Origin of the sequence: Carnimonas bestiolae, assembly GCF_051251145.1 — a bacterium.
Lineage (GTDB): Bacteria > Pseudomonadota > Gammaproteobacteria > Pseudomonadales > Halomonadaceae > Carnimonas > Carnimonas bestiolae.
This window is the reverse complement of the sequence record NZ_JBPCZK010000003.1, coordinates 300,510-320,880: the sequence shown is the minus strand read 5'-3', so window position 1 is coordinate 320,880 and position 20,371 is coordinate 300,510. Positions and strand designations below refer to the sequence as shown.

General features: G+C 57.0%; 19 protein-coding genes. 9 read left to right on the top strand and 10 right to left on the bottom strand.

Translation table 11 applies throughout. The features are described from left to right. Positions 1–48: 48 nt before the first annotated feature. The gene (locus R84865_RS06340; protein ID WP_435639137.1) at positions 49–474 is read right to left on the bottom strand and encodes a hypothetical protein; all 426 of its coding nucleotides are present in this window, start codon (positions 472–474) and stop codon (positions 49–51) included. Positions 475–515: 41 nt separating this feature from the next. Here R84865_RS06340 and R84865_RS06335 point away from each other — a divergent pair, with 41 nt between their 5' ends. Then, on the top strand, positions 516–1,676 hold the full coding sequence (locus tag R84865_RS06335; protein WP_435639136.1) for a MalY/PatB family protein: 1,161 nt from the start codon (positions 516–518) through the stop codon (positions 1,674–1,676). 73 nt (positions 1,677–1,749) lie between these two features. Here the strand turns inward: R84865_RS06335 and R84865_RS06330 are convergent, their stop codons facing one another. Next, positions 1,750–2,694: a tetratricopeptide repeat protein gene (locus tag R84865_RS06330; protein ID WP_435639135.1), complete on the bottom strand. Its 945-nt coding sequence runs from the start codon at positions 2,692–2,694 to the stop codon at positions 1,750–1,752. Positions 2,695–2,882: 188 nt separating this feature from the next. Continuing rightward, entirely contained in the window at positions 2,883–5,633 is a 2,751-nt protein-coding gene (acnA, locus tag R84865_RS06325; RefSeq protein ID WP_435639134.1) for an aconitate hydratase AcnA, read from the bottom strand. A 475-nt stretch (positions 5,634–6,108) separates the two neighbouring features. Between acnA and trxB the strand changes: the two genes are divergently transcribed. Beyond that, positions 6,109–7,080 carry a thioredoxin-disulfide reductase gene (gene trxB, locus R84865_RS06320; RefSeq protein ID WP_435636448.1) on the top strand — a complete coding sequence of 324 codons (972 nt, stop codon included), beginning with the start codon at positions 6,109–6,111 and terminating at the stop codon, positions 7,078–7,080. Between the two features lie 148 nt (positions 7,081–7,228). On the opposite strand, the gene R84865_RS06315 is transcribed toward trxB, so the two are convergent. After that, on the bottom strand, positions 7,229–7,468 hold the full coding sequence (locus R84865_RS06315; protein WP_435639133.1) for a SlyX family protein: 240 nt from the start codon (positions 7,466–7,468) through the stop codon (positions 7,229–7,231). A 149-nt stretch (positions 7,469–7,617) separates the two neighbouring features. On the opposite strand from R84865_RS06315, the gene R84865_RS06310 reads away from it, so the two are divergent. After that, positions 7,618–8,085 carry a cold-shock protein gene (locus tag R84865_RS06310; protein WP_435631178.1) on the top strand — a complete coding sequence of 156 codons (468 nt, stop codon included), beginning with the start codon at positions 7,618–7,620 and terminating at the stop codon, positions 8,083–8,085. A gap of 77 nt (positions 8,086–8,162) precedes the next feature. Here R84865_RS06310 and R84865_RS06305 read toward each other — a convergent pair whose 3' ends face one another. The 6 genes from R84865_RS06305 to map form a co-directional block, all read right to left on the bottom strand. After that, positions 8,163–8,558: a hypothetical protein gene (locus R84865_RS06305; protein ID WP_435636449.1), complete on the bottom strand. Its 396-nt coding sequence runs from the start codon at positions 8,556–8,558 to the stop codon at positions 8,163–8,165. After that, complete coding sequence (gene dapE / locus R84865_RS06300) at positions 8,555–9,736, bottom strand: succinyl-diaminopimelate desuccinylase (protein WP_435639132.1); 1,182 nt, start codon at positions 9,734–9,736, stop codon at positions 8,555–8,557. Before dapE ends, R84865_RS06305 begins: the two co-directional genes overlap by 4 nt. A 127-nt stretch (positions 9,737–9,863) precedes the next feature. Beyond that, positions 9,864–10,889, bottom strand: a complete 1,026-nt coding sequence (gene dapD, locus R84865_RS06295) for a 2,3,4,5-tetrahydropyridine-2,6-dicarboxylate N-succinyltransferase (RefSeq protein WP_435639131.1) — start codon at positions 10,887–10,889, stop codon at positions 9,864–9,866. Positions 10,890–10,925: 36 nt separating this feature from the next. Beyond that, positions 10,926–11,294, bottom strand: a complete 369-nt coding sequence (locus R84865_RS06290) for a Spx/MgsR family RNA polymerase-binding regulatory protein (RefSeq protein WP_435639130.1) — start codon at positions 11,292–11,294, stop codon at positions 10,926–10,928. 85 nt (positions 11,295–11,379) lie between these two features. Then, positions 11,380–14,088 carry a [protein-PII] uridylyltransferase gene (gene glnD / locus R84865_RS06285; RefSeq protein ID WP_435639129.1) on the bottom strand — a complete coding sequence of 903 codons (2,709 nt, stop codon included), beginning with the start codon at positions 14,086–14,088 and terminating at the stop codon, positions 11,380–11,382. A gap of 75 nt (positions 14,089–14,163) precedes the next feature. Further along, a complete protein-coding gene (map, locus tag R84865_RS06280; protein ID WP_435631172.1) occupies positions 14,164–14,961 on the bottom strand; it encodes a type I methionyl aminopeptidase in 798 nt (265 codons plus the stop codon). A 435-nt stretch (positions 14,962–15,396) separates the two neighbouring features. Here map and rpsB point away from each other — a divergent pair, with 435 nt between their 5' ends. From rpsB to R84865_RS06250, 6 genes are all read left to right on the top strand, one after another. Continuing rightward, entirely contained in the window at positions 15,397–16,122 is a 726-nt protein-coding gene (rpsB, locus tag R84865_RS06275; RefSeq protein ID WP_435631171.1) for a 30S ribosomal protein S2, read from the top strand. Positions 16,123–16,375: 253 nt separating this feature from the next. Further along, complete coding sequence (gene tsf / locus R84865_RS06270) at positions 16,376–17,242, top strand: translation elongation factor Ts (protein ID WP_435636453.1); 867 nt, start codon at positions 16,376–16,378, stop codon at positions 17,240–17,242. 167 nt (positions 17,243–17,409) lie between these two features. Beyond that, the gene (pyrH, locus tag R84865_RS06265) at positions 17,410–18,147 is read left to right on the top strand and encodes a UMP kinase (RefSeq protein ID WP_435631169.1); all 738 of its coding nucleotides are present in this window, start codon (positions 17,410–17,412) and stop codon (positions 18,145–18,147) included. Positions 18,148–18,229: 82 nt separating this feature from the next. Continuing rightward, positions 18,230–18,787: a ribosome recycling factor gene (gene frr, locus R84865_RS06260; RefSeq protein ID WP_435631168.1), complete on the top strand. Its 558-nt coding sequence runs from the start codon at positions 18,230–18,232 to the stop codon at positions 18,785–18,787. A gap of 9 nt (positions 18,788–18,796) precedes the next feature. Next, on the top strand, positions 18,797–19,564 hold the full coding sequence (gene uppS, locus R84865_RS06255; protein ID WP_435631167.1) for a polyprenyl diphosphate synthase: 768 nt from the start codon (positions 18,797–18,799) through the stop codon (positions 19,562–19,564). Next, complete coding sequence (locus R84865_RS06250) at positions 19,557–20,357, top strand: phosphatidate cytidylyltransferase (RefSeq protein ID WP_435631166.1); 801 nt, start codon at positions 19,557–19,559, stop codon at positions 20,355–20,357. The genes uppS and R84865_RS06250 overlap by 8 nt, the downstream gene beginning before the upstream one ends. Positions 20,358–20,371 lie beyond the last annotated feature (14 nt).

The window sequence follows — 20,371 nt, the reverse complement described above, 5'->3', positions numbered from 1 at the left end:
GGTTGCCTCTGGTTCTACGATCTTTTCAGTGACTATATTACCAGACCGTCACAGCAAGCGTTGTCTTTGGATATCGCTCCAGGCATCTTCGAGATAGGGGCGTAGTGGGAACCGAGCAGGTTCCGGCAGCGCTGCCAGCGCCGTATCCAGTGATGCATGGGAGCGAATTCGTAGCCAGGTATAGGCCCATGCCGCGCGTTCTTCGTCGCTGTTGGGTAGCGGGTGCCCCGGCATCTGTACCAGCAAGAACAGTGCGGTTTTAGCTATCCACAGCGGCGGCTTGTGCTGCCGCCACTGATCGACTTCCTGTGGCGTTGGATTGTCATCTGCAGGGCCGCCCAGCCCGGCGATGCGGGCAGTATCGCCAAGAATAATAGCGAGCCGCTCGATGGGCGCATCGGCATTATCGATCAGCCGTGCGACCAACTGCGGTAGGCCAGCCATCGCCTTGGCATAAAAGGATAGGTGGGTCATAGTCTGGGCAACTGATCACTCACTGGTTTGAAGGTAGTAGCATGGGATTTGATTTTACCTCGCGCTGGGATAGGCGGCTTCATCCTGCCAAAAAGTGGACGCGCTACGCTAGTGATGTGCTGCCATTGTGGGTAGCGGACAGCGATTTTGCGGTAGCACCGGTCATTGCGAAGGCGCTCGAAGAGCGCGTCAGTGAACATCCACTGTTCGGCTACACCGCGCCGCCCAAGGCGCTGATGGACTCACTCTGCCACTGGAGTCGTGATCACTACCAGTGGTCGATAGAGCCCAGCTGGCAGCAATGGCTGGCAGGCGTGGTGCCGGCGCTGCATGTGGCTAGCCTGGCATTAACAGCGCCCGGCGACGAGTTGTTAACCGTAACGCCCATCTATCCTCCGTTTCTCGACGTGGGTAAGCATACCGGGCGCAACACGCTAACGGTGCCGATGCTGCCGCCTACCGAGGAAGTTCCGCGCTGGCATTTGGATCGCGAAGCATTTGAAGATACCGTGACGCCGCGCACCCGCATGCTGTTGTGGTGCCATCCGCATAATCCCACCGGGCGCGTATTTGATCGCGAGGAGCTTGAGTGGCTGGCCGATTTTGTTGAGCGCCATGATCTGCTGGTCTGCTCTGACGAACTGCATTGTGACCTTATCGTGGAAGAAGGCGGTCGGCATATTCCGTTAGCGTCACTTAATGCGCGTATCGCGCAGCGCACCATCACGCTATGGGCCGCCACCAAAACGTTCAATATCGCGGGGCTCACAACCGCCTGTGCGGTTATTTCAGATCCTCAGCTGCTTCAGCGTTTTCGTGAAGGCTGCGACGGGCTGATGCCGTCGCACAACGTGCTGGGCCTGATCGCTACTGAAGCGGCCTACCGTGAAGGTAACCCGTGGCGCGAGGAGATGATTGAGGTATTTCGTGAAAATCTGGCGCTGCTGGGTCGTTACATCGAACGATGGCCGGGCGTTAGCTGGGTGCCTCAGCAGGCAACCTTCCTATCGTGGCTCGATTGTCGTGAGGCAGGGCTGGGCGATAACCCTCAGCAGGCGATACTCGGTAAGGCGCGAGTGGGGCTCTCGGACGGTGCTGATTTCGGCTGGCCGGGATTTGTTCGCATTAATCTGGGCGCGCCGACCGCAGTGATTAACGAGGCGCTTGAGAGAATGGACACGCTGCTAGCGCGTCACGCGTAGCGTTAGCGACGCAACAATAAAGCGCCCCGTGCAACGAGACCTTCATTGCACGGGGCGCAGGCGTTCAGTGGGATTAGTAGAGCAGGGCGAACATCTTGCGGCGATAGTCGATCGTTAGCGGATGATCGTTGCCCAATGCTTCAAACACCTTCAGCAGCGTTTTACGCGCGGCATCGTCGCCGTAAGCCCGATCCGTTTTCATGATCGCCAGCAGCCCTTCCAGACCTTCTTCGTAGCGCCCGTCTGCAATCTGGCGGAAGGCGCGTTTAAAGCGTGCCTCGCTGTCATCCTGATCGCCGAGAGCTGCAATCTCTTCGTGGGAAGGTGCTTCTCCCGCGAAGCCCAAGCGGGCTTTCAGCGCTTTGGCACGGGGCGAGCCTTGCTGATCTGCCGACAGTGAATCGAGTATCTCCTGCGCTTGAGCGGTATCGCCCTCAGCGGCAAATACCTCGGCGAGGCCAACGCGGTGCTCAGCATTGGTGGGCTCTGCTTCGATCAGTTGGGTGTAAAGCTCGCGTGCTTGTTGGGTTTCGCCGGCTTCCAGCGCCTGAGCGGCCTGTTGGTCGAGCGGCACGCCGGCGTCGGCAGGCGCTTGAATGTGCTGGCTGAGCCACTGGCGAATCTGGCTTTCCGGGAGGTCGCCCTGAAATTGATCGTAGAGCTGGCCCTGTACGATCAGCTTTACGTCAGGGATTGAGCGAATCCCCAACTGCGCGGCCACCTGGGGATTGGCGCCGGCATCCAGCTTCGCCAGCAGGAAGCCGCCGTGATATTCGCGGGCCAGCTTCTCAAGCGTGGTGACGAGCGCAGAGGAATCAGCCTGCGTGCTCCACGAAAGCAGCAGTACCGCGCCCTTCATCGAGCCTTCCAGAACCACCTGCTGAAAGTTTTGCAGATCAACATCGACAATCACGTCAGCGCTGGCGGCACCGCCCTGAGCAGCCCCGGCTGCTGATCCTTGGGTGCCAGTCGTATCGGTGGTAAGCGGCGCGCCGGTGCGCGGATCAACAATGGCCATGTTGGGTACCTGTATAGCAGTGCGTAAATGCGAAAACGGGCATTTATCGAGAATGTATCTGCCCTTGGTTATGCTGTCACTGAGCGCAGAATTCAACCCTGACACAGCGTAAGAATAGCTGAGCAGCAACAAAAAAACGGGGCACCGTAAGGCGCCCCGTCGTTATTGGCGATGTCGAACCCTGCTGATTAGTGACTTAGCAGGCTACGCAGCACGTAGTGGAGAATACCGCCGTGGCGGTAGTATTCCAGTTCGTTGCCGGTGTCGATGCGACTTTTCGCATCAAGCTCGAAGGTTTCACCATTTTGGCGCTCAATCGTTACCTTGATGGTGCCGCCGGGTTCCATGCTGGCGAGACCGGTAATGCTGAACACTTCGTCGCCGGTAAGGCCCAGACTGTTACGATCCTGACCTTCCGGGAACTGCAGCGGCAGCACGCCCATGCCGATCAGGTTAGAGCGGTGGATACGCTCGAACGATTCGGCAATAACTGCACGCACGCCCAGCAGGTTGGTGCCTTTGGCGGCCCAGTCACGCGAAGAGCCAGTGCCGTATTCCTTACCGGCCACTACTACCAGCGGCGTGTTGCTCTCAGCATATTTGACCGCAGCATCGTAAACCGCCATTTGCTCGCCGTTTTGCGGACCGTCACCCACATAGCGAGTGTAGCCGCCTACTACGTCGTCGAGCATTTCGTTGCGAATGCGCACGTTAGCGAAGGTGCCGCGCGTCATCACCTCAAAGTTGCCGCGCCGTGAGCCGTAGGAGTTGAAGTCGATAGGCTCGACGCCGTGCTCCTGCAGGTAGCGACCGGCAGGGCTGTCCTGCTTGATCGCGCCGGCGGGCGAGATGTGGTCAGTGGTGACAGAGTCGGCCAGTTTCAGCAGTACGCGTGCGCCTTTGATGTCGCTGATGGTGCTGGGTGTTGACTGCATGCCGCTGAAGAAGGGCGGGTTCTGGATGTAGGTCGAGCTGTCACTCCACTGATAGCTTTCAGAGGGCGTAACGTCGATCGAACGCCAGCTTTCGGTGCCTTCGAAGACCGCGGCATATTCCTTGCGGTACATGTCGGTTTTCACCTGCTCGACCGCATCGGCGATTTCTGCCTGAGAAGGCCAGATATCCTTGAGGTAGACCGGATTGCCGTCGCTGTCGTGACCAAGGGCATCCTTCGACAGATCAACCTGAAGGTTGCCGGCGAGTGCGTAGGCTACGACCAGGGGCGGTGACGCCAGCCAGTTGGTTTGGACCAGCGGGTGAATGCGTCCTTCGAAGTTACGGTTGCCCGACAGTACTCCGGCAACCGTGAGGTCGTGATCCTGAATCGCCTGTTCGATAGGCGCGGCCAGCGGGCCTGAGTTACCAATACAGGTAGTACAGCCGTAGCCGACCAGGTTGAAACCGAGCTTGTCGAGGGAGTCGTTGAGACCGGCGGCAGAAAGGTAGTCGGTGACCACCTTGGAGCCGGGGGCGAGCGAGGTTTTTACCCAGGGTTTAGTGCTGAGCCCTTTGGCAACCGCCTTCTGTGCCAGCAAACCTGCCGCCAGCATGACGCTGGGGTTTGAGGTGTTGGTACAGGAGGTAATTGCAGCGATCACCACGGCGCCGTCGTCAATACGGTAGCGCTGACCTTCGTGCTCAACGTTGGGATTCTCGTAGTAGGCATCGATTGCGTAAGGTGCAGTAGAACCGCCTTCGTCGGCCCATTCGCTTTTTGACTGCTGCGATGCGTCAGCGCTGGAATCGGCAAGAATCTTGCGGAAGGTTGACGTCATGGCGCTTAGCGCAACACGGTCCTGCGGGCGTTTCGGCCCTGCCAGGCTCGACTCGACATCGCCCATGTCGAGCGCCAGCGTGTCGGTAAATACCGGCTCATGGCCCGGCAGACGCCACAGCCCCTGTTCTTTGGTATACGCCTCGACCAGATCAATCTGCTCTTGGCTGCGGCCGGTCAACTGCATGTAGCGCAGGGTTTCTTCGTCAACCGGGAAGAAGCCGCAGGTAGCGCCGTATTCAGGTGCCATGTTGGCGATGGTGGCGCGATCGGCGAGGGGCAGGTCTTTCAGACCGTCGCCGTAGAATTCGACAAATTTACCGACCACGCCTTTTTCGCGCAGCATCTGCACCACGGTCAGCACCAGGTCGGTGGCAGTGATGCCTTCCTTGAGCTTACCGGTCAGCTTGAAGCCTACTACTTCAGGAATCAGCATCGATACCGGCTGGCCGAGCATCGCTGCTTCCGCTTCGATACCGCCAACGCCCCAACCAAGAACGCCAAGCGCATTGATCATGGTGGTGTGGGAGTCGGTGCCGACCAGAGTGTCGGGATAAGCGATGGTTTTACCATCGATATCACGCGTCCACACCGATTTGCCGAGGTATTCCAGATTGACCTGGTGGCAAATGCCGGTACCGGGAGGAACAACGCTGAAGTCGTCAAACGCTTGCTGGCCCCAGCGCAGGAACTGATAGCGCTCGTGGTTACGCTCCATCTCGATTTCGACGTTATCGTCGAAGGCTTCAGCGTTGCCGAAGCGGTCAACCATGACCGAGTGGTCGATCACCAAGTCAACAGGAGAGAGCGGGTTGATGCGCTTGGGATCACCGCCAAGCTCTGCTACCGCATCGCGCATGGCAGCAAGGTCAACAACGGCAGGCACACCAGTGAAGTCCTGCATCAGTACACGGGCTGGACGATAGCCGATCTCGCGGGTGGAGCGGCGCTGCTGCTGCCACTCTACCAGTGCTTTTGCGTCTTCTTCGGTGGTCGTGGTGCCATCGATATTGCGCAGCTGGTTTTCGAGCAACACCTTCAATGTAAAGGGAAGTTTGCTGATATCGCCGTAGGCTTCTTCTGCACGAGCAAGGCTATAGTAACCATAGCGCTTCTCTCCTACAGGAAGCTCGGCGAAGGTGTTAGCCGGATCTTGCGAACTCATCTCGCGCCTCCTTCATCAAGATGCCGCCTGTGTCATCAGACGGTCGTTTTTGAGCCGTTGGGCGTTATTCCATCGCCAAGATCAGGGGAAACGCTGATCGTTCCAACCTGAATTCATGGATTCGCTGCCAACGACGTGATTGCCTTCCTCAAGTGTAGACAATTTATTGCTACGACGATTGTGTCAAAAACGATTAAATTTTTGCAATTACCCATAGGTGCCACTGGCGCGACCTGTAACACCGATATTGGTTAGATCGTCGATCGTTGGAGGGTAATGGTCTGCTGCAATCATCGCTATAGGTTGCAGTTGAGCGGCGGCTTGGATACCTTGCGTAGAATTTCCGAAAGATTGCTGGGTGGACTTGGCGTCTGGGATAGCGTGGCGCTTAGTAGCGTTAACGGCTATCGCGCACCAAGCTGACGTGGCGATCTTCTCACCATTTTTTTGCTGTGCTAAGCACTTCGAGGCATTCATGTCAGAGGTTATTCATCGTTCGCTTATTATCCTTGGGTCCGGACCGGCGGGCTATTCAGCGGCTGTCTACGCAGCGCGCGCCAACCTGAAGCCAATGCTGATTACCGGCGTAGAAGTGGGCGGCCAGCTCACTACCACCACTGAAGTCGATAATTGGCCCGGCGACGCCGACGGCGTGCAGGGACCGGAATTGATGGAACGCATGCGTCGTCATGCGCAGCGCTTCGACACCGAAATCGTTACCGACTTTATTACCGAAGCCGTGTTGACCGAGCGGCCCTTCACCCTGAAAGGTGGCGAAACTACCTACAGCTGTGATGCGCTGATTATCGCAACAGGTGCTTCCGCACTTTATCTTGGCCTTGAATCCGAGAGCCGCTTCCGCGGGCAGGGCGTGTCGGCGTGCGCTACTTGCGACGGTTTCTTCTATCGTAACCAGCAGGTGGTAGTGGTTGGTGGCGGCAATACGGCGGTAGAAGAAGCGCTCTATCTTTCCAATATTGCGTCCAAGGTTACCCTGGTACACCGTCGCGATTCGCTACGTGCTGAGAAAATCATGCAGCAGCAGCTATTGGAGAAGGCCGAGAACGGCAACGTGGATATTCTGTGGAATCACGAAGTCGACGAAGTGCTGGGCGATAATTCCGGTGTTACCGGCGTCAGGGTGCGCTCGGTCAAGGACGGCAGCGTTACCGAACTCGACGCACCTGGGCTGTTTGTTGCCATCGGCCACAAACCTAATACCGATATCTTCGCTGAGCAACTAGCCATGAATGGCGGCTATATCGAGATTGCTTCCGGTACACAGGGCAACGCTACCCAAACCAGCATTCCCGGCGTATTCGCTGCGGGTGACGTCGCTGACTCGATCTATCGTCAGGCAATCACCTCGGCGGGCAGTGGCTGCATGGCAGCGCTAGACGCCGAGCGCTATCTTGATAAGCTCGACCCCACTGTGCCGCACGCCTAATGCGCAACTGACAGCGCGGCACTATCGTCGCGTGATTGTGCGACGTAAAAATATCCCGCAAACGAGACTATCGTCTGCGGGATATTTTAATGGCTGACTGGCTGAATCGCTTACTTCGGGGCAAATGCCATGCGGTAATAACGGTGTATCAGTAGTGGGGCGGGCGCTCGTCCATGCTCTGCCACTCGTGATCGCCTTCCTGTGCGTCGCGCGCTTCCTGTAATCGTTCGATCAGAAGCCGCTGACCGTGCTGCAGCTGGTCAATCAGGTGCTGCTGTTCCAGTAGACGAGTATCGAGCTTTTCGAGCCAGTCTTCCTGGTAGGTCACTCGCATTTCCAGCGTCTCGATACGCGCACTCTGTTGTTCGAGCAGTGTGTGAATTGGCATGTTACTATCAGCCCGATGCCTTGGGTCGCTCATGTGTGGGAGTCCTGCAGGTGTTTTTTTATTGAGTGAAACATTATTAAGCCCGGCCGTTCCGCGTCTTTCGAAGTGTTACGACACGCGGCACTGCTTGATTAGAGAGAATGGTAGTAATGAGTGCTAAATCGCTTCTACGTTGTATCATTATTAGTGTGTTACTGGCACTGTTGGCGCCGCCGTTAATTGGTTTTTTCGTGTCTCTTTCAGATAGCGAGTATTACTCCGCGCTACTGAACGACATTGCCTCCAATGGTGGCTTGTTAACAGTTTACCTGCTGGCAGTTGCGGGCAGCTTTATCGTACTGATTATTGCTACCCTGGCCATGCAATTACTGACGCCTCAATTGGCGAACATCGCGCAGATCGAAAACGATGATCGCGAAGTGGGCGTGGTGAAGTGGTTCAATGTCAACAAAGGCTACGGCTTTATTACCCGTGAAGGCGGCGAAGATGTGTTTGTGCATTTTCGTGCCATTCGCGGTAAAGGGCACCGTACCTTGGTAGAGGGGCAGCGCGTTCGTTATCACGCGATTGAAAATGACCGTGGTTTGCAGGCAGAAGATGTCACGGTAATTACGTAACTTTCAGCTGTCGATGTATACCAAACGCCTCCTTGGAGGCGTTTTTTTGTGCTTGTCAGCTTGTTTAGGCCACCGCATCAGCCGCCGTGATGATCGGGCCACTCGATAACGCTTTCCTGACCGTCCCGTTCAATGCGCAAGAAGCGATCCGGCGCATCGCCCGGGTGCCAGCCGCCCAGCGAGCAGCGTACTTCAACGCCTAATGCTGTATTCAGGTCGCGAGCGAGATCGATGTCTCTTGCCCAGGGGGACTCTGGACTGTCGATCCATAGACTGGCGAAGCCATCGGCCACGGATTCCATCAACAGTACCGGCAGTGGCTGCTGTTTCTCGGATAGCCCCGTGCCTGCCCACTGGCGCTTGCCGGTGCTGTCTAATGTAACGTGCAGTCGTTGCTGCAACCACTCGTTCAGCGCGGTAATTTTCAGAGGCGCCAAGTACACCTCGATATCCGGGTAGCGCTCTTCGCTCATCGAGACTCCTCGCTGCCAAGCAGGCGTGTAATGATGCCTTCGTAAATACGGGTAAGCGTATCGATATCGCGGGCCAGCACGCGTTCGTCCACCTGATGGATAGTGTCGTTGTTAACGCCCAGTTCGATGACCTGTCCTCCCAGGGTAGCGATGAAACGTCCATCGGAGGTGCCACCCGAGGTGGACAGCTCCGCCTGGGTGCCAGTGAGCGCCTGAATACTCTGCTGGGCGGCATTGACCAAATTGCCCGGCTCGGTCAAAAACGGCTGGCCCGACAGCGCCCAGTCCAACTGATAGTGTTCGCCCTTATGCAGACCATGGCGCTGCAAGATGGCTTCGGTGCGGGTCATCAACTGTTCGGCACTGCTTTCGGTGGAAAAGCGGAAGTTGAAACGAATATCGGCGCGTCCCGGTACCACGTTGGTGGCGCCGGTGCCCGCGGTGAAGTTCGATATCTGGAAGGTGGTGGCGGGGAAGAAGTCGTTGCCATCATCCCAGCGTTCGCTCACCAGCTCCGAAAGCGCCGCGCTGATCATATGAATCGGATTGCGTGCCTTGTCGGGATAGGCGACATGTCCCTGAATGCCGTTAACCACGAGGTGTCCGCCCAACGATCCACGCCGACCGTTTTTGATGGTATCGCCCAGCGTCAGGCTGCTGGACGGCTCGCCGACCACGCAGTAATCGATACCTTCGCCGCGCGCGCTTAGTGCGTCGATGACTAGCCGCGTGCCGTCGATCGCTGGCCCTTCTTCGTCACTGGTCAGCAGCAGCGCCAGCCGGCCGGTGTGCTGCGGACTGCGCTCGACGTACTGGGTAACCGCGGTGACGAACGCCGCCACGCCCCCCTTCATGTCAGAAGCACCGCGCCCGCGCAGATAGCCGTGTTCATCAATCACAGGCTCGAAGGGGGGCGTTTGCCACTGCTCAGCGGGCCCTGCGGGCACCACATCAGTGTGTCCCGCAAAGGCCAGCGTAGTGCCTTTACCGTGGGTCGCCCACAGGTTGGTAACACCGTTGTGCTCGAACCATTCGAGTTGGAAGCCCAAGGCGTTCAAGCGTTCAGCAATCAATTGCTGGCAGCCCTGGTCGTCAGGGCTGACGGAAGGGCGTGCAATCAGCTCGAAAGCGAGCGCGAGCGCTGGAGATAATGACGGCTGCGGAACGGATGGCGACATGGTGCGCTGGGTTTCCTCAGTAAGCGACGCCCGCCATGGTTTGGCAGGCGTATGTGTAGCAGGTCGGCCGACAGTAGCGCCGGCCCTCTCCATGAACGATAACCCATGCGTTTGGGCTACCGTCGGATTAGTTGTGCGCGTGCAGCGCTTCGTTCAATGCGATGGCTGTTTTGTTGGTGCGGCACTCAACACGGCCGGTAACCGAATGACGAATGAACAGCAGGTCGGAGTGTCCCGCAAGCTCGCGTGCGCTGACGGTGTTCGCCTCGTTACCTTCGTTGTCGATGACCGTTACCTTGGTTCCCGCAGTGATATAGAGCCCGGCTTCGATGGTGCAACGGTCGCCCAACGGAATGCCGCAACCTGCGTTAGCGCCTATCAGGCAGTTTTCACCGAAGGAAATCACAATATTGCCACCGCCCGACAGGGTACCCATGGTTGAGCAGCCGGCACCCAAATCAGAGTTGGCACCTACGAACACGCCTGCCGAAATGCGGCCTTCGACCATGCCGGGGCCTTCGGTGCCGGCATTGAAGTTACAGAAGCCTTCGTGCATGACGGTAGTGCCTTCACCGAGATAGGCGCCCAGACGCACGCGCAGTGCATTGCCGATTCGCACGCCAGATGGCATTACGTAGTCGGTCATTTTGGGGAATTTGTCGACGGATTCGACGTCTAGCGCACGACCTTCAAGACGCGCTTGCAGACGGCGCGCGGCCAGCTCTTCTACATCGATGGGGCCTTCGTTGGTCCAGGCGATGTTCTTAAGCACGGCAAAGATGCCGTCAAGGCGCGTGCCGTGTGGTTTCACCAGTCGATGCGAGATCAGCTGCAGTTTTAGATAGGCTTCGGGAACGCTTTCAGGGGCGGAATCCTCGTCGAGGATAACCGCCACCAGCGGCCGAGTAGCTGCCGCCAGCGACTCGGCCAGCTGTGCCTGATCATCGTGTCCGGCCCCGCGCAGCGCGGCTGCCAGCTCTTTGCACTGTGCGCTCTGGAAAGGAATCACACGCGCATCGTCAGCGGCGCCCAGTGCCTGGCGGGTTTCCTTGCCGAGTGCGACAGCGGGGGAGAGCAGCGGAGTCGGGAAAAACACTTCGAGCCACTCGCCCTTGCTATTCTGAGTGCCGGTGCCGAGAGCAAAACTGAACATACTGAAATCCTTCAACGAGAGGTAACTAAAGAAAGGTTAGCGCTGAGCAAACTGCTCATAGGCGTGCTGATCGAAGCCTACCAATAGCTGCTTGCCTGCAACGAGTAGTGGTCTTTTCAACAGCGTGGGGTGACTGATCGCGAGTGAGCGCGCTGAATCAGCGTCCAGCGAGTCACGCTGCTGCTGGTCGAGCTGGCGCCAAGTGGTGCTGCGACGATTGATCAGGGTGTCCCACGATGCATGGTCGAAGAACCAGTCCGCCAACGTTTTGTCGAGTTTGCCGTCGCTATCAGTGGCTTCTGCGCGCAAATCCACGAAGGTGTAGTCAACACCCAGCGAGTCAAGGAAGCGACGCGCCTTGCGGCAGGTGTCGCAGGTATTAAGGCCGTAAAGTGTGGCAGTCATGGCAGCGTCCTAATGTCGAAAAGCGAATTCGGGCAGATGTTACCCGTCGCAGCGATAGCGCGAGAGTGTATCAGACAAGCGTTGTTCAAGCCTCCGCATCCAGTACTTCGCGTAGGCGTTGCATAAGTGCCTGCGCTTCATTCGCCTCATCCAGCGGTTGCCCGTCGCGAGTGGTAATGAAAAATACGTCTTCGACGCGCTCGCCGAAGGTAGCGATTCGCGCATTGACGATGGAAACGTCAAATTCAACGAAGATGCGGCCTACTCGCGCCAGTAGTCCAGGTCTGTCAGCGGCCACAATCTCAACGATACTGCGCTGGTGGGCTTTATCCTGGCTGAAGTGGGTTTGGGTGGGCACCCGAAAATGCTTCAACTGGCGAGAGGTGTGGCGACTGATAATGTGGGGATACTCGTCGGGATCAGTCAACGCCTCGGTTAGCACCTCGTGAACCTCGCGCAGCGTCCCCGGCGCGCGAATCGCCTGGCCTTGATCATCCAGCAGCAGGAAGGTATTGAGCGTCCAGCCATCTTCGGTAGAAATAATGCGCGCATCGTGAATGGACGCATTGAGCTGATCAATGGCGGCAGCGGTAGCGGCAAACAAATGGTTGGCTTCGCGGGTGTTGATAAACACTTTCGTGCCGCCATCGGCAGCATCGCTTTCAGGCGTTGAAATCAATACCAGCGGGCGCTGCTGGGTTTGCAGTATGCCCAGGGTTTGCCAGACGATTTCCTGTGGTGAATAAGACAGGAAGTAATCGGCGCCAAACGAATCCCACAGTTCTCGATAGCTTTCTTCCTCGACATGGCGCGCCGCCAGCAGCTGACGCGCTTCGGTGCGAGTATCGTCAATCCAGTCGGCGCGCTCGAATGGGTGTTCCAGTCCTCTGGAGAGCGCTCGCCGGGTTTCGTTGTGCAGGGTTCTCAAAAGCGCCGCACGCCAGCTGTTCCAGAGCGTTGGGTTGGTCGCATCGATATCCGCCACGGTTAACAGGTAGAGATAGTCGAGGTACATCTCGCTGCGCACCCGCAGCGCGAAATCGCTGATCACATCGGGTTCGGCCAAATCGCGCTTCTGGGCGGTCCACGACATCAACAAATGATGCTCAACCAGCCAGCTCACCAGTTGGGTGTCGCGTGGTGACAAATCGTGACGTTCGCAGAAGCGCTGAACATCGATAGCGCCCAGCCGCGAGTGATCGCCGCCGCGTCCTTTGCCCAGATCGTGGAACAGGCCGGCGATCCACAGCAGTTCGAGCTTGGGAATATGACGGATAAGCTCGTGGGGCAACGGGAAGTCCTGCGCGGTATCCGCCGAGCGGAAACTTTGCAAACGCGACAGCACTCGCATGGTGTGCGCATCGACGGTGTAGATATGGAAGAGATCGTATTGCATCAATCCTTCGATATTGCCGAATTCAGGCAGGTAATTGCCCAGCACGCCGTAGCGTGCCATCAGTGCCAGCTGGCGCGCGACATTGCCGCCGCTACGCAGCAATTCCATAAAAAGCGTGCGATTGCGCACGTCACGGCGGAAGCTATCGTCGATCAGATGGCGATGCTCGCGAATCAGCCGAATGGTCTGTGCATTCACGCCTTTGATAGAAGGGTGCTGGGCCATCAGTAAAAACAGCTCCAGCAGTGCGCTGGGGCGCTGCTTGAAGACGCTGGCAGAACGTACCTGGATGAGATCGCGCTGGACGCTGAAGCGCTTGTTCAGCACTTCTGGTGGTGCTGCGGAGGCCGTCGCCAGCACTTCGTCGGCGAAGTGCAACAGCAGCATATCGTTGAGTTCGGCCATTGCCCCGACCATCACGTAGTAGCGGTGCATCAGCTGTTCGACGGCCAGACTGCCTTTGCGATCGCGATAGCCTAAAAGAGTTGCCACAGAGCGCTGATGATCAAACAGCATGCGGTCTTCGGCGCGATGCGTCAGCATATGCAGGGCGTAGCGTAGCTGCCACAGAAATGCCTGGCCGTGGCTGTAGATGCGCAGGTCGGAGTCCGTCATCGAATCGCGCTCAACCACGTCGTCCAGTTCTTCGGTGCCGAAGAAACGCTTGGCAATCCACATGATGGTGTGCAGATCGCGCAGTCCGCCGGGAGAGCTCTTAAGGTTCGGCTCGAGGCCGTACTCGCTATTATTGAATTTGAGGTGTCGCTGCTGCTGCTCTTCGAACTTTGCCCGGAAGAACACGTCGATAGGCCACATCTGCGTAACGTCGACGCGCCGCATCAGTGCTTCTCGCAATTCATCGCTGCCTACCAAAGTGCGCGTTTCCAGCAGGTTGGTCATGATCGTGGCATCGTTGCGTGCTTCTTCAGCGCACTCATCGAGCGTGCGAACACTGTGACCAATAGCAAGGCCGAGATCCCACAATAGCGTAACGAAAGCAGACAGCGGTGCCTGTAATGCGCTGTCGTCGCTGCTGCCAAGCAAAATCAGCAGGTCGATATCCGAGTAGGGGTGCAGCTCACCGCGCCCATAGCCGCCGACCGCGATCAGGGCGATATCCGTGTGATTGGCAGGCCACTCCATACGCCGCCAGGCGATGTTGAGCAGCTTGTCCATCGCCCAACTGCGTCCGCACACCAGATCACGGATATCGTTGCCTTGCAGAAAGCGTTGATCGAGCGTTTCCGACAGATCGCTAATGCGCTGTTTGAAGGCGGCAATGTGCTGCGGCGTGACGCGCTGTCCCGTTTGCTTATCGAGGGCGTCGAGTTCGGCTTCCAGCCCAGCGTCATCAAGGATGTCGGAGGCAGGCGTAAACCGGTAGTGATGCAACAGCATGACAGGAACCCCTTCACTAGCAGCCAGCTTGTTGGTGTATTGACGGCAATGGACTAAACGACGCGGCCACTTGTGTCAGGCGTATTCGCCGCCAAGGAAGGAAAGGTCTTCGTCTTCCCGTTTGGTTGTCACGATAACGCCGTCTGCACTAACGATTAGCGTGTGTTCCCACTGCGCCGAGAGGCTTTTATCGCGGGTAACGGCTGTCCAACCATCCTTCAGTACCTTGGTTGGCCAATCGCCGGCATTGATCATCGGCTCGATGGTGAAGCACATGCCTTCTTCGAGCACCGCGTCAGTGGAGGCGTCGTAGCCGTCATAGTGAAGGAACTGAGGGTCCTGATGAAATTCAGTACCAATGCCATGCCCACAAAAATCACGCACAACGCTGAAGCCGTTTTTTTCCGCGTGCTGTTGGATGCAGCGACCAAGCTCCGACAGTTTCACCCCGGGGCGAATCATCTTCATCGACTCGTAAAGGCACTCTTGGGTAACGCGTGACAAGCGCTGCCCCTTGATGTTTTCGCCTACGATGAACATCGCACTGGTGTCGCCGTAGTAGCCATCCTTGATGATGGTGATATCAATATTAAGGATGTCGCCTTTTTTCAGCTTCTTGTTGAAGTCAGGAATGCCATGACACACCACATGGTTAAGCGAAATACAGCTGGCGTGCTGGTAGCCGTGGTAACCGATGGTCGCTGAAACACTCTCGATATCATCTTCAATATAGCGGTGGCACAGGCGATCCAGCTCGCCAGTGGAAATGCCTGCCTTCACATGCGGCTCGATCATCTCCAATACCGAAGCCGCGAGGCGGCCGGCAATGCGAAGCTTGTCGATTTGTTCTGGCGTATGGATGGGAATGTTCATGGCGCTGCGGGGCTCCTGCGTAGTGCTCATTAGGTGGTAAGGAGTAAACGGGTTATCGGCCGCCGATGACCTTGCGAGTGCGCCGGTTTTGCGACCAAATGGAATGGCGCAAGCATATCGCCTCAGCCGCTTCTTGGCGAACGCAGAGGCAGCAGATCAACGCCGGAAAGCGGGATGTAGAAAGGTCGGCAATGCTTCTTTTTCGCCCTGTATTGTGGTATAAAGCCGCGCCTGAGATTGGTAGAGCGATGTTCTCCAATATCAGTCATGCGTTTGTCCAATGGGCAGGCGCTAAATCAAACGGGCGCATTGATTAATGCGTCTGATACTGAAATTAAAACACCACACACGTTCCGGCACATGGTCCCGGGTGCCGCGCAAGCGGTCGGATCCATGGGGTGCGTGGAGGCGTAACCCAATTCAAGGAGAAGTTCCATGGCAGTTAAAATGATCGACCTGCTCAAGGCAGGTGCGCACTTCGGTCACCAGACCAAATTCTGGAACCCGAAAATGAGCCAGTACATTTTCGGTGCGCGCAACAAGATTCATATCATCAACCTCGAATACACCCTGCCTGCGCTGAACGAAGCGGTTGCAGTGGTCGAGAAGATGGCCGCCAGCAACAACAAGATTCTGTTCGTTGGTACCAAGCGTGCAGCGGGCAAAATCATTGCCGAAGAAGCGTCTCGCGTAGGTCAGCCGTACGTCAACCATCGCTGGTTGGGCGGTATGCTGACAAACTACAAAACGATTCGTCAGTCCATCAAGCGCCTGCGTGAGCTCGAGCAGATGCACGAAGATGGCACCTTCGACAAGCTGACCAAGAAAGAAGTACTGATGGCTACGCGCGAGCAGGAAAAACTCGAGCGCTCCATCGGTGGTATCAAAAACATGGGCGGTTTGCCTGATGCACTGTTCGTGATCGACGTTGACCACGAGCGCATCGCCATCAACGAAGCCAACAAGCTTGGCATTCCCGTTATCGGTGTTGTTGATAGTAACTCCAACCCCGACGGCGTTGACTACGTTATCCCCGGTAACGACGACTCCATCCGTGCGATCCAGATTTACGTTAAAGCCATCGCTGATGCGTGTGGCAAAGCGAAAGAAGGTCGTCCTGACGAGTTCGTTGAAGTCGAAGAAACAGCCGCTGGCGAGTAATCGCCAGGGTGGGCTTGCCGCACTGGCTGTGGCAAGCCCCGATAACGACTTGCTGCTCCTCATCAACGTCTCTTGCGGGCACTTCGCCGGAGAGATAGTCAAACGCCTCAGGGCGTCCGGCGCGGGTGATGAGGCATCAGCGTAGCGCTCGCTGCTCTTCTTCACGGCGTTTCAGCCAAGGGTGGCGAGCCTTTCTAATCCTGACCAAGCGCATCCAGCGGTTGGTTGTTAGATAATCACGGAGATTCCCGACATGGCAGCGATCAGTGCTTCTCTGGTCAAGGAACTGCGCGAGCGTACCGGTCTCGGCATGATGGAGTGCAAAAAAGCGCTTCAGGAAGCCGACGGTGATATCGACGTAGCGATCGATAACCTGCGTAAAAACGCAGGCCTCAAGTCCGCCAAGAAAGCTAGCCGCGTGGCTGCTGAAGGCGTAGTAACCGTACGTGTGGCTGACGATGCCAGCTATGCCGTACTGGTAGAAATCAACTCGGAAACCGACTTTGTTGCGCGCGACGATAACTTCAAAGCGTTCGCTGATCGTGTTTCTGACGCAGTTTTCGAAAGCAAAAACGCAGATGTTGCTGCGCTAATGGAAGGCGAGCTTGAAGAAGCGCGTGCTCAGCTAGTGCAGAAAATCGGTGAAAACATCTCGGTTCGCCGCGCCGCTATCGTTGAAGCTCAGGACGGTGGTGCTGTAGGTGGTTACGTTCACGGTGCTCGCATTGGTGCTGTTGTCTCGCTGAAGGGCGGTAACGTTGAAACTGCACGCGACATCGCGATGCACGTTGCAGCAATCAACCCGGCCGTTGCTCTGCCGGAAGATATGCCGCAGGAGCAGCTTGATCACGAGAAAGCGATCATTCTTGCCCAGCCTGACATGGCAGGTAAACCGACCGAAATCGCTGAAAAAATGGTTCAGGGTCGTCTGAAAAAATACCTCGCGGAAAACAGCCTGGTAAATCAGCCGTTCGTTAAGGATCCTAACCAGACGGTTGCCAACTTCGCCAAGGACGCTGGCGGTGAAGTCATCGGCTTCGTACGTTTCGAAGTGGGTGAAGGCATCGAGAAAGAAGAAGTTGATTTCGCGAAAGAAGTCATGGAACAGGCGCGTCGCTAAGCGCGATGGCGTGTTCTCTCGGCGTTGCGCTGGCGCAGCGCCGAATTTTTATCGACAATGGCGTGCATAACTCTATGCGCGCCATTGCATGTCAGGCGTCCACCCAGAGTAGTATGAGACGGCTGACCTAACACTCGCTGATCTTCACCGGTGGCCAGGAGAAACAGATGTCCGCGAACAACGATCGCAACGCCAAATACAAACGAATTCTTTTGAAGCTATCAGGCGAAGCGCTGATGGGGGAGCTCGATTTCGGTATCGACCCCAAGGTGCTTGATAGGATGGCGTTGGAAATTGGCCAGTTGGTGGGTATTGGCGTTCAGGTTGGTTTGGTGATTGGCGGCGGAAATCTGTTTCGCGGCGCAGCGTTGAATGCAGCAGGGATGGAACGTGTTACCGGCGATCACATGGGGATGCTGGCAACCGTAATGAACGGTCTCGCCATGCGCGACGCGCTGGAGCGCGCCAGCATTCGCTCGCGCGTCATGTCGGCCATTCCCATGAGCGGCGTCGTCGAGCACTACGATCGTCGTGCGGCCATCCGCTATCTAAGCAGTGGCGACGTTGTCATTTTCTCGGCCGGTACCGGCAACCCATTCTTTACCACCGACTCGGCAGCCTGCTTGCGCGGGATAGAAATCGACGCTGATGTTGTCATAAAAGCGACCAAGGTAGACGGCGTGTACGACAGCGATCCGGTGAAGAACCCGGATGCCGTCAAGTACGACAAGCTCGACTACGACGCAGTGCTTGATCAGAAGCTCGGCGTCATGGATTTGACCGCGATTTGCCTGGTGCGTGACCATGACATGGCGGTGCGCGTTTTCGATATGACCAAGCCCGGCGCGCTGCTCAATCTGGTGATGGGTGGGCGTGAAGGTACGCTTATTCATGGCGGCAAATAGAGCGTTTTGCCGTAACCAATAATTTCTTCAACGCTGGCGCAAGTGCTGCCAGCGTATCTCTTCGCTTTAGAGGAAAGTCTTCGTGATCAAGGATATTCAGAAGGACGCCGAAAATCGTATGAAGAAGAGCGTCGAGGCGATTAATTCGGCGTTTCACAAGATTCGTACCGGGCGCGCGCATCCCAGCATTCTCGATGCAGTATTAGTCGACTACTACGGTGGCGACGTGCCCATCAACCAGGTGGCTAACGTCAACGTAGAAGACGCACGCACGCTGGCAGTGGTGCCGTGGGAAAAAAGCATGGTGCAGAAGGTTGAGAAAGCAATCATGACCTCTGACCTTGGTCTCAATCCTTCTACGGCGGGCACCGTTATTCGTGTGCCCATGCCGCCGCTGACCGAAGAAACTCGCCGCGGCTATACCCGTCAGGCGCGTGCCGAAGCTGAACAAGGCAAGGTGGCTGTACGCAACGTTCGTCGCGACGCCAATGGCGATATCAAGTCGCTGTTGAAAGAGAAGGAAGTCTCCGAAGACGAAGCGCGTCAGGGCGAGGATGCCATTCAGAAACTGACCGATAAGTACATCGCTGAAATCGATCAGCTTCTGGAACAGAAAGAGCATGACCTGATGCAGGTGTAATAAACGCTCATGTCATCAGATTCTCATCCAGTGGATGAAGTGCCGTCTGCTTCATCGCCACTACCCGGTCACGTTGCCATCATCATGGATGGCAACAATCGCTGGGCGCGCGCACGCGGGCTTTCAGCGATACGTGGCCACCATGCTGGCGTTGGTGCGGTCAGGGCAGTCGTACGGCGAGCAGCGGAGCGCGGGGTTGGCACGCTCACGCTGTTCGCTTTCTCCAGCGAAAACTGGCGGCGTCCGAGGGACGAAGTCAGCGCACTGATGGAGCTGTTTGTGCTGGCGCTTAAACGTGAGGTCGGCAAGCTTCATCGCAACAACATTCGGCTCTCGATTGTGGGTGACCGCTCCGCCTTGCACGCTTCTCTGGTGCGGCTGATTGAAAAGGCAGAAGCAAAAACTCGCGACAATACTGGGCTGCATTTGATTGTGGCGGCTAACTACGGCGGTCGCTGGGATATCGCTCAGGCGGCGCGTCATTTGGCTGAACGCGCCGCAGCCGGTGAATTTCCTCCCGATCAGATTTCCGAGCAAATGCTGGCCAGCGAGATGGAGACGCATGTTCCTGAAGTGGATCTCTGTATTCGCACCAGCGGCGAACAGCGCATCAGCAATTTTTTGCTGTGGCAGCTCGCCTATGCCGAACTATTTTTCTCCCCCGTGCTCTGGCCCGACTTTGGCGCCGAGGCCTTCGACGAAGCACTGGGTGCCTATGCATCGCGCACACGCCGGTTCGGTAAAACGGACGAGCAGATTGAGGTAGAGCGTGCTTAAACAACGATTTTTGACCGCCTTGGCGATTGGTCCAATCTCATTAGTGCTGCTGTTTACGCTAACGGGTGGTTGGTTTGCCAGTTTTGTTGGCATTATTGTCGCGCTCTCCGCGTGGGAGTGGGCCAATTTGGCTGGGTTCTCGGAGCAGCGTGACCGTCTGCTCTTCTCGCTAGCGATTTGCTTCGTCATGGCGCTACTGTGGTCGAGCGGCATCGTGTGGCAACGCTGGCCGCTGTGGTTGGCATTCTGGGGCTGGATTATCTGCTCTTTCTGGGTGATGCGTTACCCCTCGCTGCAGGAACAGTGGTCGAGTAGAGCGGTGCGCATCATCATGGGCGTAGGCGCGCTGTTGCCATGCTGGATGGCGCTCAACCAACTGCGCACTGAACCGTGGTGGCTGCTGTACGTGCTGTTCGTGGTGTGGGGTGCCGATATTTCTGCCTACTTTTCAGGGCGCGCCTTCGGTGGTCGTAAACTGGCGCCTAACGTGAGCCCCGGCAAGTCATGGGCGGGCGTGTACGGTGGTCTGGCGGGTACGGCGGTATTGGCAGTGCTGATGACCTTCATTCAGGGAATCGGTTTCGGTGGCTTCGTGTGGCTGCTGATCGTTACCTGGATCATCACCTTCGCCTCGGTAATGGGCGACCTGGCTGAAAGCATGCTCAAGCGTGCGCGCGGCATCAAGGATTCCAGCCAAATGCTGCCAGGGCATGGTGGCATGCTCGATCGCATCGACAGCCTAACTTCGGCGGTGCCTCTGTTCGCGCTGCTCGCGGCCTGGTCTGGTCACTAGCACTAGAGGCCCCA